The sequence below is a fragment of the Candidatus Seongchinamella marina genome (assembly GCF_026262685.1).
In the GTDB taxonomy this organism is placed as follows: Bacteria; Pseudomonadota; Gammaproteobacteria; order Pseudomonadales; family Halieaceae; genus Halioglobus; species Halioglobus marinus.
This window is the reverse complement of sequence record NZ_SHNP01000003.1, coordinates 131,598-146,228: the sequence shown is the minus strand read 5'-3', so window position 1 is coordinate 146,228 and position 14,631 is coordinate 131,598. Positions and strand designations below refer to the sequence as shown.

16 protein-coding genes are annotated in these 14,631 nt (G+C 53.6%); 7 read left to right on the top strand and 9 right to left on the bottom strand.

Going from position 1 to position 14,631, the window contains the following annotated elements; all coding sequences use genetic code 11:
* The first annotated feature begins 103 nt into the window (after nt 1-103).
* From EYC87_RS09060 to EYC87_RS09045, 4 genes are all read left to right on the top strand, one after another.
* Nucleotides 104-598 (top strand): Lrp/AsnC family transcriptional regulator, encoded by a 495-nt coding sequence (locus EYC87_RS09060; RefSeq protein ID WP_279252589.1) that lies wholly within the window; start codon nt 104-106, stop codon nt 596-598.
* 105 nt (nt 599-703) lie between these two features.
* Complete coding sequence (locus tag EYC87_RS09055; protein ID WP_279252588.1) at nt 704-1,480, top strand: SDR family NAD(P)-dependent oxidoreductase; 777 nt, start codon at nt 704-706, stop codon at nt 1,478-1,480.
* Entirely contained in the window at nt 1,447-2,730 is a 1,284-nt protein-coding gene (locus tag EYC87_RS09050; RefSeq protein ID WP_157045215.1) for a multidrug effflux MFS transporter, read from the top strand. The genes EYC87_RS09055 and EYC87_RS09050 overlap by 34 nt, the downstream gene beginning before the upstream one ends.
* A gap of 54 nt (nt 2,731-2,784) precedes the next feature.
* The gene (locus EYC87_RS09045; RefSeq protein WP_279252587.1) at nt 2,785-3,792 is read left to right on the top strand and encodes a cysteine synthase A; all 1,008 of its coding nucleotides are present in this window, start codon (nt 2,785-2,787) and stop codon (nt 3,790-3,792) included.
* 60 nt (nt 3,793-3,852) lie between these two features.
* On the opposite strand, the gene EYC87_RS09040 is transcribed toward EYC87_RS09045, so the two are convergent.
* From EYC87_RS09040 to EYC87_RS09030, 3 genes are all read right to left on the bottom strand, one after another.
* Nucleotides 3,853-4,485 (bottom strand): thiol:disulfide interchange protein DsbA/DsbL, encoded by a 633-nt coding sequence (locus EYC87_RS09040; protein WP_279252586.1) that lies wholly within the window; start codon nt 4,483-4,485, stop codon nt 3,853-3,855.
* A 115-nt stretch (nt 4,486-4,600) separates the two neighbouring features.
* Nucleotides 4,601-5,224, bottom strand: a complete 624-nt coding sequence (locus tag EYC87_RS09035) for a c-type cytochrome (protein WP_279252585.1) — start codon at nt 5,222-5,224, stop codon at nt 4,601-4,603.
* A gap of 34 nt (nt 5,225-5,258) precedes the next feature.
* Nucleotides 5,259-5,552, bottom strand: a complete 294-nt coding sequence (locus EYC87_RS09030) for a c-type cytochrome (protein WP_279252584.1) — start codon at nt 5,550-5,552, stop codon at nt 5,259-5,261.
* A 113-nt stretch (nt 5,553-5,665) separates the two neighbouring features.
* Here EYC87_RS09030 and yihA point away from each other — a divergent pair, with 113 nt between their 5' ends.
* Both yihA and EYC87_RS09020 read left to right on the top strand, forming a co-directional pair.
* Complete coding sequence (gene yihA / locus EYC87_RS09025; RefSeq protein WP_279252583.1) at nt 5,666-6,331, top strand: ribosome biogenesis GTP-binding protein YihA/YsxC; 666 nt, start codon at nt 5,666-5,668, stop codon at nt 6,329-6,331.
* A 206-nt stretch (nt 6,332-6,537) separates the two neighbouring features.
* Entirely contained in the window at nt 6,538-7,365 is an 828-nt protein-coding gene (locus tag EYC87_RS09020; RefSeq protein WP_279252582.1) for a M90 family metallopeptidase, read from the top strand.
* Here EYC87_RS09020 and polA read toward each other — a convergent pair.
* The 5 genes from polA to EYC87_RS08995 form a co-directional block, all read right to left on the bottom strand.
* Nucleotides 7,362-10,073, bottom strand: coding sequence for a DNA polymerase I (polA, locus tag EYC87_RS09015; protein WP_279252581.1), 2,712 nt, complete (start codon nt 10,071-10,073; stop codon nt 7,362-7,364). The two genes, EYC87_RS09020 and polA, sit on opposite strands and share 4 nt — an antisense overlap.
* A gap of 136 nt (nt 10,074-10,209) precedes the next feature.
* Nucleotides 10,210-10,875, bottom strand: a complete 666-nt coding sequence (locus tag EYC87_RS09010) for an SCO family protein (protein WP_279252580.1) — start codon at nt 10,873-10,875, stop codon at nt 10,210-10,212.
* Nucleotides 10,872-11,771: a heme o synthase gene (cyoE, locus tag EYC87_RS09005; RefSeq protein WP_279252579.1), complete on the bottom strand. Its 900-nt coding sequence runs from the start codon at nt 11,769-11,771 to the stop codon at nt 10,872-10,874. The genes EYC87_RS09010 and cyoE overlap by 4 nt, the downstream gene beginning before the upstream one ends.
* 6 nt (nt 11,772-11,777) lie before the next feature.
* A complete protein-coding gene (locus EYC87_RS09000) occupies nt 11,778-12,437 on the bottom strand; it encodes a hypothetical protein (RefSeq protein WP_279252578.1) in 660 nt (219 codons plus the stop codon).
* Between the two features lie 3 nt (nt 12,438-12,440).
* A complete protein-coding gene (locus tag EYC87_RS08995; protein ID WP_279252577.1) occupies nt 12,441-13,196 on the bottom strand; it encodes an SURF1 family protein in 756 nt (251 codons plus the stop codon).
* A 73-nt stretch (nt 13,197-13,269) separates the two neighbouring features.
* Here EYC87_RS08995 and EYC87_RS08990 point away from each other — a divergent pair, with 73 nt between their 5' ends.
* Nucleotides 13,270-13,518 (top strand): DUF2909 domain-containing protein, encoded by a 249-nt coding sequence (locus tag EYC87_RS08990; protein ID WP_040542578.1) that lies wholly within the window; start codon nt 13,270-13,272, stop codon nt 13,516-13,518.
* A 116-nt stretch (nt 13,519-13,634) separates the two neighbouring features.
* Here the strand turns inward: EYC87_RS08990 and EYC87_RS08985 are convergent, their stop codons facing one another.
* The gene (locus EYC87_RS08985) at nt 13,635-14,606 is read right to left on the bottom strand and encodes a cytochrome c oxidase subunit 3 (protein ID WP_279252576.1); all 972 of its coding nucleotides are present in this window, start codon (nt 14,604-14,606) and stop codon (nt 13,635-13,637) included.
* Between the last annotated feature and the right edge of the window lie 25 nt (nt 14,607-14,631).

Below are 14,631 nucleotides of genomic sequence, written 5' to 3'. Positions count from 1 at the left end.
TAATATGCTTTATTTCGGTATTTATTAAAATATATCACTAATAAACCAAGTTATACTGCTGCTATCCCTCTCATAAACTCCGCCAAGGCATGGTGAACAGGCAATGAAACTGGACCGCACTGACAAGAAAATTCTCAATGCAATGCAGGACAATGCACGCATCAGCAACCTGGAACTGGCAGAGCTGGTGGGGCTATCTCCCACCCCTTGCTCACGCCGAGTCAAACGGCTGGAGGAGTCCGGGCTCATTAATGCTCACGTCACATTGCTCAATCAATCAATGCTGGGGCTCAAACTCACCGCCTACATCGGCATCAGCATGGACCGGCATACGCCCGATCGCTTCGAGGCATTCGAGACAGAGGTATTAAGCTACCCCGAGGTCATGGAGTGCTCGGTTGTCACCGGCCAGTCTTCAGACTACCTGCTCAAAGCAGTCGTGGCGGACATGGAGTACTACGAAAAATTTCTCCTGGGCCGACTCACTCGCATTCCAGGCGTTGCCGGCGTGCACTCCAGTTTCGAGCTGCGCCGTGTGGTCCAGCGCACCGAGCTGCCCCTTGAGCACATCGACGACACCACCCGGGTCCAGGCCTGAGCCCTGCTAAAAGATACAAGTTCCAGTGGCCGTTTAGGGGCTTGTATGGGCCACTGACGAATCGCACCATGATCTCCTGCTTAAAAACACAGGACATACAACTCAATGGATGCAAACGGCAAAGTAGCTTTAGTCACCGGTGGTGCCAGCGGCATGGGTCAAATTTATGCCCGCCGATTGGCGGCTAATGGCGCTAAGGTCGCCATTTTTGATGTTAACCAGCAGGGCCTGGATGCCACCGAAGCAGAATCCGATAACATTACGGCTTTCCACTGCGACATCTCTAGCCTGGAGGACGTTAACACCAAAGTAGCGCAAGTGGAGGGCCAGTTGGGCCCTGTTGACGTGCTGGTGCACGCTGCAGCACTGATGCCTGCATACAGCCTGGCGGAACACAGCCACGAGGGCATGGAACAACTGTTTCGCATCAACTATTTTGGCACCACCTACATGGTGCGCGCGGTACTGCCCTCAATGCAGGCCCGCGGAGCCGGCCGCATCATTGCATTTGGCTCAATTGCCGGTATTGCACTGGTACCAAAAATGGGCGCTTACTGCGCGACCAAGGCCGCTGTAAACGCCTATATCGAGGTCCTGCAGAATGAAATTCGCGGCACCGGCGTGCGTGCCCACCTGGTTTGTCCGCCAGCGGTCAACACTCCTCTGGTCGATCAGACAATCAACACTGACGCTCCCGGAAGTATTACCGAATCAAAGGAAAAAGGCAGATTGGCTGACCCCGAAAAAATTATTAATGCCATTGAGAAAGGTGTGGCCAAGGACAAAGACATTATTTATCCCAGTGAAGCCAAACTACTGTACTTCTGGCGTGCTCTGGCTCCCGGGCTATGGTGGAAAACAGTAATGAACTTCGAGAAGTAACCAGGCCGCTTCACTTCACCCTGGTCATGGGCTACCCTCCTCCGCCCATGGCCCACCGACACCTCAACCCCGACTCACCCTGGCTGCTTGGCTTGCTCGCCGCGCTGGTCGCAATGGGACCCCTCAGCGTAGATATGTACCTGCCGGCGATGCCCTTGATGATGAGGGCTCTGGGCACCGACATAGGCCACATGCACCTCACCCTCAGCAGTTACTTAACGGGGTTTGCTGTCTTTCACCTGGCCTGTGGGCCGCTCGCTGATCGTTTCGGTCGCAAACCGGTGCTTACTGGCGGCACACTGATTTTTGTCGCCGCCTGCATTGGCTGTGCACAATCTACAACGGTTGAAGAATTGTTGGTTTTTCGATTTTTGCAAGGCGTGGGTGCCTGTGTGGGGCCCACACTCGCGCGCACGGTAACCCGGGATATATTTGGACCGAGGCGAGCAGCGAGGGCCTTGTCCCTCATTGCAATGCTGATGGCGGTGGGGCCTGCGGTCGCACCAATACTGGGCGGTGTAGTCTTGCTGGTTTTACCCTGGCCGGTCATTTTCCTGTTCCTCGCCTGTTACGGCGTACTGATGATTTTCCTGCTGCAGGTGTATCTTTCGGAATCGCTTCCCGCGAGGCAAAGCCTGCATCCATTGAGCATCGCCCGCAATTACATGCAGCTGATCGTCGACCCCTCCTATCTCTCGGTGACCCTGGCCAGCGCCGCGGTTTATAGCGGCCTGCTGGCCTACCTTTCCTCTGCCAGCTTTGTTTACATCGAAATGCTTGGCGTACCAGTACAATACTTTGGTTTTATTTTCCTCTCCACCGTGGCCGGCTACGTGGGCGGCAGTGGCGTCAGTGCCCGTATGGCGTCTCGCTACGACTCACAGCAAACCATGTTGCTGGGCGCCCTACTTTGCCTGCTCACTACAATCATCATGTGGACTGGCGCTACACTATTAACCAACAACATTTGGATACTCATGCTGCCGATGACAATCTATGCCGTCGGTATGGGTTTGGTACTACCCCACGCCATGGCCATTGCGCTAGCTCCGTTCCCGCATATCGCTGGAACAGCCTCTGCCTTGTTGGGCTTTATCCAGATGGGGTTGTCTGCCATCGGCACCGCAGCCGTAGGCGCAATGCTCAAAGACAGCCCGCAACCCATGCTTGCCGCGATGTTTGTCATCAATCTGGCGGCGGTGATATTAAGCTTGAAAGCCTATCGGCAGTATCGCAGTCAGCTAACCTGACCCAACTGCACCGCCTATGGCATACTCTGCGAGCATTTTCCCTGGAGGACCACCGTGCACACGGCTCAGGACGTCACTCAACTTATCGGCAACACTCCCTTGCTTCACCTCAGGCAGGTATCGGAACGAACCGGTTGTACCATTCTTGGCAAAGCCGAATTTCTCAACCCTGGGGGTTCGGTCAAGGACCGCACCGCGCTAGGCATCATCCAGGCTGCCGAGCAGTCCGGAGATTTGCGCCCGGGCGGACGCATTGTAGAGGGCACAGCAGGAAATACCGGTATCGGCCTCACCTTACTCGCCAATGCCATGGGTTATCGCAGCACGGTGGTTATGCCTATCAGTCAAAGCAGGGAGAAGATTGACTCACTGGAACTGCTGGGCGCAGACCTGCACCTGGTAGGTGCAACTTCCTATGCAGACCCCAAGCACTACATACACACCGCTGAACGACTGGCACAAAAGCTCGCGGAAAAAGAAAAACACGGCGCAGTATGGGCAAGACAATTCGACAATCCGGCGAATATGGAAATTCACGCGCGCACTACCGGTGCAGAAATCTGGGAGCAAACTGCCGGCAAAGTTGATGGATTTATCTGTGCCGTCGGCACGGGCGGCACCCTCGCCGGTGTTTCTTCAACCCTGAAACACAAAAACCCCCAGATCAGGATTGGCCTGGCAGACCCCTGCGGCGCGTCGCTAAGCAATTATTTCAACACGGGTGAACTGCAAGCCAGCGAAGGTAGCTCAATCATTGAAGGTATTGGCATTAACCACATCACTGATAATGTGGCCGCTGCAAATGTCGATACCGCGTTCAGTATCCCGGATACAGAAGCATTGCCCTTCATTTTTGAGCTATTGCAGAACGAGGGGCTTTGCCTGGGGGGCTCAGCCGGCCTGAATATTGCCGGTGCAGTGAGGCTGGCCGAAGAATTGGGGCCAGGTCATACCATTGTCACAATTCTTTGCGACTACGGCACACGTTATCAAAGCAAGTTATTCAACCCGGTATTTTTGGAGAACAAAGGTTTACCCGTTCCCCAATGGCTCAAAATTTAGCGTTCTTCAGGCACAAAAAAGCCCGGTCATCAGCCGGGCTTTTTTATGCTTGCCTGAGCCCTAACTGCCTTTGGCAGCGCGCTCCTTTTCAATCAGGTAATCGGCAATTTTCAGCATATTGGCCGTGCTACCAGCCTTTCGCGGAGAAATCATGTACTTGCCACTGACCATTAATGCCGGCGTACCGGTGATCTTGGCGGCACGGGCAATAGAATTTGCCTGGCGCACCTGGCTACTGACACCGAAAGAATTGTAGGCCTTGTAAAAATCTTCTTCGGCTACCCCGTTGGCGACAAACAGCTGGGCAATTTCTTTATCCGAGCGCAGTGGTTTGCGATCTACGTTCAAAGCCTGAAACATTGCCTGATCCATTTTTTCAGCAACATCAAGAGCCCTGGCGGCATAAAAGGCCTTGGCGTGAAGTTCCATTGCTCCGCCCCACATCGCAGGCACACCACGGAAGCTCACATCATCCGCCAGCGTCTTCTTCCATTGAGCAAGCATTGGCTCAAAAGTGTAGCAGTGGCCACAGCCGTACCAGAAAAACTCGGCCGTTTCGATTTTGCTCATATCAGAGGCACGAATAGCCGGGTTGATAATGTCATAGTCCTTACCCGCCTCGTAGACCTCTTGGGCCTGCACAGCCAGGGGGGCCAGTGCCAGTAACATAATCATCAAGATGCGCTTGAACATGATTGGGTTTCTCCTTGGTTTACAATCGCCTAATTAAGACAACCAATTAGGCACAGCGTTCGTCTCGATACAAAAAAAGGCGGCATATTGCCACCTTTTCCCAGAGCACAGCAACTTACTTCAGACCGGCCGCATAGCTGGCGACGGCCTCAATTTCCTTGTCAGACAGCCCAAATGCATTGGTGCGCATAATTTTGCTTTCGCCATCATTAGTACGCCCGGTCTTATCTTCATAACCCTTGCGATAGGCTTTTAACTGAGCCGCAATGTAGTCTGCATGTTGCCCAGCCAGTGCTGGGAACCCAGCGGGCGCATTGCCCTTGCCATTGGGTGAATGACAGGACGTGCAGGCGGCAACCTTTCGCTCAGCGACTCCGGAGCGATACACTTTTTCACCCAGCGCCACTAAATCAGGATTAGCCTGGCTGCCTGAGCGTGCCTGACCCGCATAAAAGGCGGCGAGATTTGCCAGGTCCTGGTCCGATTTTTCATCCAGCAGACCAACCATTGTCGCGATTGGACGGCCACCGTCTCGAATGTCCATCAATTGCTTGAGCAGATACTTCTCACCCAAACCAGCCAGCTTGGGAAACGACGCTACTGCACTGTTTCCGTCGGCGCCGTGACAGGCACTACACACAACACTATTCGCTTCGCCGGCAGCGGCATCACCCGGTTGTGCAATGACTATTTGAGACCAGCCCATCAGCAGGCTGACCAGGATCAAAATTTTCTTCATGTTCGTTCCAGATATTACGTAGTTTAACGCCAGCTTATTCAGCAGGCTTGGCCATAAATTCGATCAAGGCCTTAACGTCTTCGTCAGAGCAGTCGAAACACATACCCTTGGGTGGCATGGCATTGAGGCCGGAGGCCACAGATGCAACCAGTGTATCCATACCTTTGGCAAGACGTGGTTCCCAAGCCGCAGCGTCACCTGTTTTCGGTGCGTTGGCGGCGCCTGTCGCGTGACAGACAGCGCAGCTCTTGTTGTACTTACCCATATCGGGCTCCGCGAAAGCGCCAGTCGCACACAATAACAGAGCTGCTGCAATGATCTTGTTCATGAGGTACCTCTCGATTAGTGGTGACTCTGGGCCACGCAAGCTTTTCATAACAGTCTAAAAAAGCTGTGGCATTATATACGAGTTATCCACACCTACAAAGGCAATACCACACAATGTCTGAACAGGACCAAGTCCCCGGCCCAGCAACCCCAAACTACCGCGGGGCGGTGTATCTGACCAGCGCAGCCAAGCTTCACCAATGCCCGCCAGATAAAGGTTGGGAGGTGGCATTTGCAGGCCGGTCGAATGCTGGAAAGTCTAGCGCAATCAATAGCTTAACTAATAATAAAAAGCTCGCTAAAACCTCCAAAACTCCGGGGCGTACCCAGTTGATTAATTTCTTTGAGCTCTCAACGAGCCAGCGCCTAGTGGATCTTCCGGGCTACGGCTTTGCCAAGGTACCGGTGGCCGTGAAGAAAGAGTGGACAAAACAGTTGGAGAATTACCTGGCCAAGCGACAGTGTCTGCGAGGCATGATTCTACTCATGGATGTGCGTCATCCGCTGCAACCTTTTGATGAACAAATGCTCAACTGGGCACTCACAGCCCATATGCCCGTGCACATTTTGCTCACTAAAGCCGATAAGCTCAAAAAAGGGCCCGCCAATAACTCACTGTTAGGTGTCCGCAAGGCAATGAAAGCCCACGAAGCGCTGGTTTCGGTGCAGCTTTTCTCGGCACTGAAGCACAGCGGCCATCAGCAATTGGTAGAGGTGTTGGACGGATGGCTGACCGATGCCAGCGTTTACGATCCGGACGAGGACATTGAGAGCTGCTGAGCCAGGCTTGTCGCGCACCTGTTCGCAGACAAAAAAATCGGTTGCCTCTAAGGGGAAGGCAACCGAAACACCTAGAGTCTCTGGGGAAAGAGACTTGTTCGCGAAGACCCATGAAGATGAAGCCTTCTACAGGGATGTAGCATCTGCTACCTAAACTACGACCAAATAATCTGACATGAGTTCAATCAAGCACAGGGTTTTCACATATGGCTGTAACCATTTTTCTCCTCATTGTGGCCGCCGGGGCGATTCTATTCATCTATCAAACGTTTTTGCGCGATAAGTGGATCAGGCAAAAGCCCTTTCCCGCGCAACATGAGGCGATACTGTCCTGCAACCTGCCGGTCTACCCTGCGCTTGGCGAAGATCAGCAGCATCGGCTGAAGCAGCTGATCCTTCTCTTTCTGACGCGCAAGCAATTCTACGGCTGTGCTGGCCTCGAAATCACCGATGAAATTCGTATTACCATTGCCGGTCAAGCCTGTTTGTTGCTGCTCAACAAAGGCTGGCAGACCTATCCCAAGCTACTTTCTGTACTGGTGTATCCCAGCGCTTTCCGTGCAGAAAGGGATCAAATGCAGGATAACGGCACGGTTGCGATAGCGAGACACGACCTGCTGGGAGAGTCGTGGAGTAACGGCAAGGTCATCCTATCCTGGGACGACGTGGAGAAGGGTGTGTCTGACTTTGGCGACGGCCATAACGTGGTGCTGCACGAATTTGCCCACCAGTTGGACGGTCTGTCTGGCTCAACCAACGGAGCCCCGCCCCTGCGCAGCAATAGCTACCAGTCATGGGCAAGAGTCTTCACGGAAAATTTTGAAGATTTACGCCATCGCAGCCAACGCGGCCTGGCGACTGTAATAGATCAATACGGCGCGACCAACCCCGCGGAGTTTTTCGCTGTCGCAACAGAAGCTTTCTTTGAGCAACCCCGGCAACTGCAGAAGGCCAGACCTGAGCTTTTTGCAGAGCTACAAGCCTATTACCGGCTTGACCCCCGGGAGTGGCAACGCAGCACTGAGAACGACTAGTGGGCCTCGTCCCAATTATCACCAACCCCCGCCTCAACCAATAAGGGTACCGCGAGTTCGGCGGCGCCGGACATCAGGCGGCATACCTGGTTACTGACTGCGTCTACTTCATCGTTAGCCACCTCCAGTACCAATTCATCGTGCACCTGCATAATCATGCGAGCGTTGGCGTCACCCTGCTCCAGCCATTGGTCGACGGATAGCATGGCCCGCTTGATAATGTCTGCGGCACTGCCCTGCATGGGGGCATTGATCGCTGTACGTTCGGCGGCCTGTACCCGCATTTTGTTGCGGGCATTAATTTCCGGTAAGTACAGGCGCCGACCAAACAGCGTCTCCACAAAGCCCTGCTCTTTGGCAATCGCTCGGGTGCGATCCATATATTGGGCCACTCCGGGATACCGTTTAAAATAACGGTCGATATATTCCTGGGCCTCGTGGCGCCCAAGATGTAGTTGCTTGGCCAGGCCAAATGCCGACATGCCGTAAATCAGACCGAAGTTAATAGCCTTCGCCTTGCGGCGCTGATCGCCAGAAACTTCATCCAGACTAACTTCGAATACCTCCGCAGCCGTAGCGCGATGCACATCCTGCCCCTCTTTAAAAGCCGTGAGCAAGCTCGGGTCATCGGACAAATGCGCCATGATGCGCAATTCGATTTGCGAGTAGTCCGCAGCCACGATGCGAAAGCCTTGTGGCGCAATAAAAGCCTGGCGGATGCGCCTGCCCTCCTCCGTGCGGATCGGGATATTTTGCAGGTTAGGGTCAGAGGAGGACAACCGCCCCGTCGCAGCCACGGCCTGGTGATAGGAAGTATGCACCCTGCCCGTTTGCGGATTGACCATCCCCGGCAATTTATCCGTGTAAGTAGATTTGAGCTTCGACAAACTGCGGTATTCCAGCAATAGCTTCGGCAAAGGATAATCCAGGGCCAGCTCTACCAGCACCTCTTCAGCGGTACTGGGGGCTCCCTTTGGCGTTTTCTTGATGATCGGGAGCTCGAGTTTTTCAAACAGGATTTCTCCCAATTGCTTGGGAGATCCCAGATTAAACTCCTGCCCCGCCAGTTCATAGGCAGCAGACTTCAGTTCTTCCAGCCGCAGCCCAAGTTCAGTGCTCTGCTGATGCAGCATTTCACAAGACAGCAAGGCCCCCTGCCGTTCAATTTTAGACAGCACCGGCACCAGTGGTAATTCTATATCCCTGAACACCGGCAACAAGCTGGAGAGCTCTTCCAGCTTGGGCCAAAGAGCCTGGTGCAGGCGCAGTGTAATGTCGGCATCTTCGGCCGCATAAGGACCCGCCTCCTCCACCTTGACCTGGTTAAAGGTGAGCTGCTTGGCGCCCTTTCCCGCAATGTCTTCAAAGTGAATAGTGTTCTGGCCCAGGTATTTCAGCGCCAGACTATCCATATCATGGCGCGTCGCGGTAGAATCGAGCACGTAAGATTCCAGCATCGTGTCGTAATCAATGCCTTTAAGTGCAATGCCGTGGTTGGCCAGGACGCTGGCGTCATATTTCAGGTTCTGGCCCACTTTAGCCTGATTTGGGTCCTCCAACAGGGGCTTCATTTGTGCCAGTACTGCATCACGGTCTAGCTGCTCTGGCGCGCCCAGGTAATCATGCGCCAACGGAACGTAGGCTGCTTTACCTGCTTCAATCGCAAAAGAAACCCCCACCACTTTCGCTTCCATATAGTTCAGGCTGGTGGTTTCAGTATCAAAAGCAAACAACTCGGCCGCTTCCAGCTGTTGTAGCCAACGGTCCAGCTCCTGTTGCTCGGTGATGATCTCGTAGCTGGTTTCCAACTGCTCCACCACGGGGGCTTCACCCTCTTCCAGCAAGTCCTCCAACCAGGCACGAAACTCCATCTGGGTATACCACTCTACCAAGGCCTCCCGGTCGGGCTCGGCATTAGCCAACACCTCGGGGCGTTGGTCCAACTCCACGTCCGTCTTGATCGTGGCGAGCTCGTAGGACATGTAAGCATTGGCTTTTTCCGCCTCCAGCTTGGGCGCCATGGTTTTAGCGCCGCGAAAAGACAATTCCGCCACTTTATCCAATGACGCATAAATATCGTCCAGGCTGCCAATACCCTGCAGTAAACCCAGGGCTGTTTTTTCGCCCACGCCAGCAACCCCGGGAATGTTGTCGACTTTATCGCCCATCAAGGCGAGAAAATCGATGATCAGGCTCGGCGGAATGCCAAATTTTTGCTCCACGCCCGCTTCGTCCATCACTGTATCGGTCATCGTGTTGACCAGGGTCGTGTGCTTATCCACCAATTGCGCCATATCCTTATCGCCGGTGGAGATCACTACACTCCTGCCCTGCTCACTTGCCTGTCGCGCCAACGTGCCAATAACGTCATCAGCCTCAACGCCCTCCACACAGAGAAAAGGCAGACCCATAGCACGCACTATCGAGTGAATGGGAACGATTTGCTCGCGCAACTCATCGGGCATCGAAGGGCGGTTTGCTTTGTACTCAGGGTAAAGGTCGTCGCGAAAGGTCTTGCCCTTGGCATCAAACACCCCAACTACCGGGCTTTCGGGGTAGTCCTTGAGCAGCCGACGGAGCATATTGATCACGCCTTTGACCGCTCCGGTCGCCTGACCCTTGGAATTGGTGAGTGGCGGCAGAGCATGAAAGGCCCGATAAACATAAGACGAGCCATCTACAAGCACAATAGGGGGTGTTGAAGCCATAATAGAACTCTCTACTAAAAAAGACGGGGCAGCCACCTTTTTTTTATTTTATAAGTTGGTACCAACTAACGCCACAGAACCTTTCCTAACTTGGCTTGAGAACTCTCGGGGATCATCTTCTGTTATCTGCGAGAAGCTAGTAGTCCCAGAGAACCCGCGCCGACCGATAGGTCACCTTCATCTTGGCCTGGTCCAGGGGCGCTTTAAAAAAGCCATGGTAGTCGCCGCGAGGATTTATAAGTACCACATTGGAACTATGGTCTACCTGGTAATTTTCGTCCTGGCCGGGAACCCTCCGAAAGGGCGTGTTAAGCGCAGTAGCAAAGCGGTGAACATCGAGAAACTCGCCGGTTACCCCAGTGAAGTCTGGATTAAAATAGGGCACATAGGCGGCAAGTTGTTCTACCGTGTCTCGCGCCGGATCGACGGTCACCAGCACCACCTCGGTTTCCTGCGCCTCCGTACCCTCCAGCTCTGCCATGAACTTGTCCATAAACGCCATAGTAGTCGGGCATATGTCAGGACAATGGGTAAAGCCGAAGAAAACCATAGTCCAGTGACCCTCCAGGCGCTCTCTGGTGAACGGTTCGCCATGATGGTCTATCAGCTTTACTTCGCCGAAGTTACGCGGTGTTTGCAACAAATAGAGCCCATTTATCTTCATTTCAGCGAAAGTCATGACTCTGGGTTGCTGCACACGATTAACAAAGCCCGCCACGATGATCGTAATGAGCACCAGTATCGCGGCCACGGTAATCTTGATATTACGAGCCTGGGTCGGGTTGCGCGTAGTCGTCGTCATAGAGTGCTTACCGGAAACAAATAGTGGTCCACCAACATCACCACAAACAGCGCCATCAAGTAGGTAATGGAGTATTTAAAAGTCTCCATGGGGGCGTTGGCGTTCTTGCCCCGCATTAACTCAACCGCCCAGTAAAGGAAACCAAGCCCGAGAACGACGGCTCCGAGGAGGTAAAGCGGTCCGCTCATTCTAGTGGCGTACGGAAGCAGGGTGATAAGGAACATAATAATGGTGTAAAGCAGGATTTGTAGCTTGGTAAAAGCCACGCCATGGGTCACCGGCAGCATCGGTATCCCAACGGCTGCGTATTCCTCCCGCCGGTGAATAGCCAATGCCCAGAAATGGGGCGGAGTCCAGGCAAAAATGATCAACACCAGAAGCAGGGCATGCCCATGAATTTCTCCGGTGACAGCGGTCCAGCCCAGCAGAGGAGGCGCCGCACCCGCCAGGCCACCAATCACAATATTCTGGGGCGTGGCTCGCTTAAGAAACATGGTATAGACAAAGGCATAACCTAGCAGGGACGCCAGCGTAAGCCAGGCTGTCAGAGGGTTAACAAAAACCATCAGGATCGTCATACCCAGCCCGCCCATTATCATGGCAAACACGGTCGCCTGGGTATTACTCAGGCGGCCCGTTGCGATAGGGCGGTTATGAGTGCGAGCCATTTGCAAGTCAATGCGCTGGTCAACCAGGTGGTTTACCGCTGCAGCCGCTCCGGCAGACAGAGCAATACCCAGATTGCCTAGTATCAGTACATCCAGCGGCACCATGCCGGGTACCGCCATAAACATACCAATAGCGGAAGTGAGAATCATCAGCAGCACGACATTAGGCTTGGTCAGCTCTTTATAATCGCGCCAGGTGGCGGCTTCTGTGCTCTGTAAATCTGCCATGGCGCCTTACCCGCTGGAGTTCTTCAACAGAAACTTGAGATCGGAAATCACATCCTTGTAGTGATTGCCGCTATTGTAAGACATCATCACCCAACCCGCAGGATCCACAAGATACCAGGTGCTTTTATCCTGTCGTTGCTCGGGGAACAGTTTTTCATAACCACCGGCAGCCAGAGTTAATGACTTCAGACCACGGTGCTCCGAGTCCAACAGCTCGTCGAGTGAACCCGGGGCAGGGCGTTCGTCGCTCAGCTGTGATACCCCAAGCGACGTCTGCCCAGACGCTTGCTCACTAAGATACAACCTGCCAATTCGACTAAAACCCTTGCCCAGGGCAACGTGTATCTGGCGAGTAACGTAAAGGGATTTCTCGCAGCTAGCATCACAAACAGCACCTTCATTGGCAATAACCATGGTCCATTTTCGGGGGAGGTCAGTGTATTTCATTGCTGCGCCGGTATCGGTGCGCATTGCGATTTCGTCAATTTGACGCGGTGGCTGAATCAAGCGACCGCTGTTGGCTGTACCTACAGTGCCTATCAAGTCGAGCTCACCATTGACTACGTAATACCACAGCCAACTCGCGGCGAGAATCATTGTGACTGGAATGCCCGCAATCATCAGCAGTACCAGGCGGTTACTTCGAATTTGTTTTTCTTCTGTCATTACTTACTCGTTCTCAGCCTGACTCGAGGCTGTACCTCGAATTAACTGCCAAAGGTTGCAACTGCGCAAAAAATATATCAATGCAAGCATCGCCGCCATGCTAAACCACTGCACTGCATAACCGTGATGCTTGGCCGGGCTCACGTTAATGACTTGCCAATCTACTGTCAGGGCACCCGGGCTCTCGGCATCAATCCTTACGGGGTAACTGAACAAGTCGCCGCCTACAACTTGTGCCATTTTTTCTACTTGCACAGACTGAACCTGGCGTGGCCAGGATGCACCCAAAGGCTCATCAGCCAACATGTAGGGCTCGCCAGGAGAAACATAAACATGACCACTAACAGTCGCTGAACCCTCTACCTCTGGCACCAGGGGCATCGACCGCCTGCTCGAGTCGGCCTCTATCCAGCCCCTGTTGACCAGCACCATCCCACCGCTGTCCAGCTCGAACACCGACAGCACTTCGTTGCCAAATTTGCGTCCAAACATCCTGTTATCCAGCAGGAAATGTTCGCCCTGCCGATACTGTCCCTTGAGGAGCACAGGCAGATAAGCCAACTGCTCAACAGGATACGCGGTGACCTCATCCAGCGGGGCAGGGGCCCTGGCCTGCTGTTGCTCAAAGGCCGCCGCAAGCAGAGCCTTTTCGTCAGCCCGCTGCAACTGCCAAAACCCAAGAGACACCAGCAACGGCAACAACAGCAGCGTAAACAAAGTGATGCGCCACTCGAAATCAAACTCAAAGCGAGCGGCCATTAGTGCAGCCTCAAAGTGAGCTTGGGACGCGGTACTGGTTTATACTGGTCTCTCACCTGAGGAGGGACTCCTTTTGCTAAAAACCCTGATAATCGTCCTGATGCTGGCACTGGTCGCCAGCATGGGAAGCGGATTCTACTACCTGATGCTAGATCAGGGCGACAAGACAAAGCGTCGCACTTTTCACTCACTAGGAGTGAGGCTGGGCCTGGCTAGCGCTTTACTTGCCGTGATTATTTACGGTGTCGCCACCGATCAGCTCGGACACCGCAACCCCTGGGATGCCGGGCCAAGGCCAAACGCCAGTCAAAACGCTGACTGACTTCTCGCGCTAATCAGGCCTGGTTTCCCTTCCCCAAAAACAATCGCCCCCGCAATAGCGGGGGCTTAGCATTGCTCACGTTCGCTAGTTCACGCCGTAGCGAGAACTACAAAGCATTACAAAATATAGACGAACAGGAACAGGAATACCCAAACCACATCAACAAAGTGCCAGTACCAGCTGGACGCTTCAAAGCCAAAGTGATCGTCAGCAGTAAACTGGCCGCGCAAGCTGCGGACCAACTGTATTGCCAGCATGGTCATACCCATGAACACGTGGAAGCCGTGGAACCCGGTCAACATAAAGAATGTCGAGCCATAAACACCGGAGTTCAGGGTAAGCCCAAAGAGGGCGTAGGCCTCATAATATTCTGCCACCTGCAGGAACAGGAACACTATGCCCAGAGCAACGGTAATTCCCAACCAGAGATTAAATTTCTTCTTGTTGCCGTCAAGAATACCCAAGTGGGCAACGTGACAGGTAAAGCTGGACGTCAGCAGAATGAACGTGTTCCACATGGGCAGCCAGTGATACCAATGGCTAACCTCAGCAAACGCCATGCTGGTCTCGGCGCTGGTGAAGGAGCCATTGTTGGCAATGGGCTGAACTACAGCACCACCAACCGCTTCCTGAGGCGTTTGCATCATCGGCCAGGAAAACTCAAACCCTTCCCACAAGATGCCGTTCATGCGACCGCCATCACCCTCGCCAGCCAGCCAGGGGCCGGCCAAATTACGTAGGTAGAAAAGCGCTCCGAAAAATGCAAAGAAGAACATCACTTCTGAGAAGATAAACCAGTACATACCCAGCACGTAGGACTTCTTGAGCTGGGCACTGTTCATACCCGCAATGTTTTCCCTGATCGCCATACGGAACCAGACGAACAGTGTCGCCATGAAGAAAAACAGCCCACAAAGGAATATAGACCAAGAGCTGGTGGGCTCAGTAGGGTCGCCGAAAGTCATGTCATTCATGATGCTGGCGGCGCCGTATATAGAAAGAATCAGGCCGATAGTGGCCATTACCGCCATCTTGCTCTTCTCGGGTACGTAATACGTTTCGTACTCAGTAGAAGTCGGATTACTCATTTTATTTCTCCGTTAGTTCGCAGGT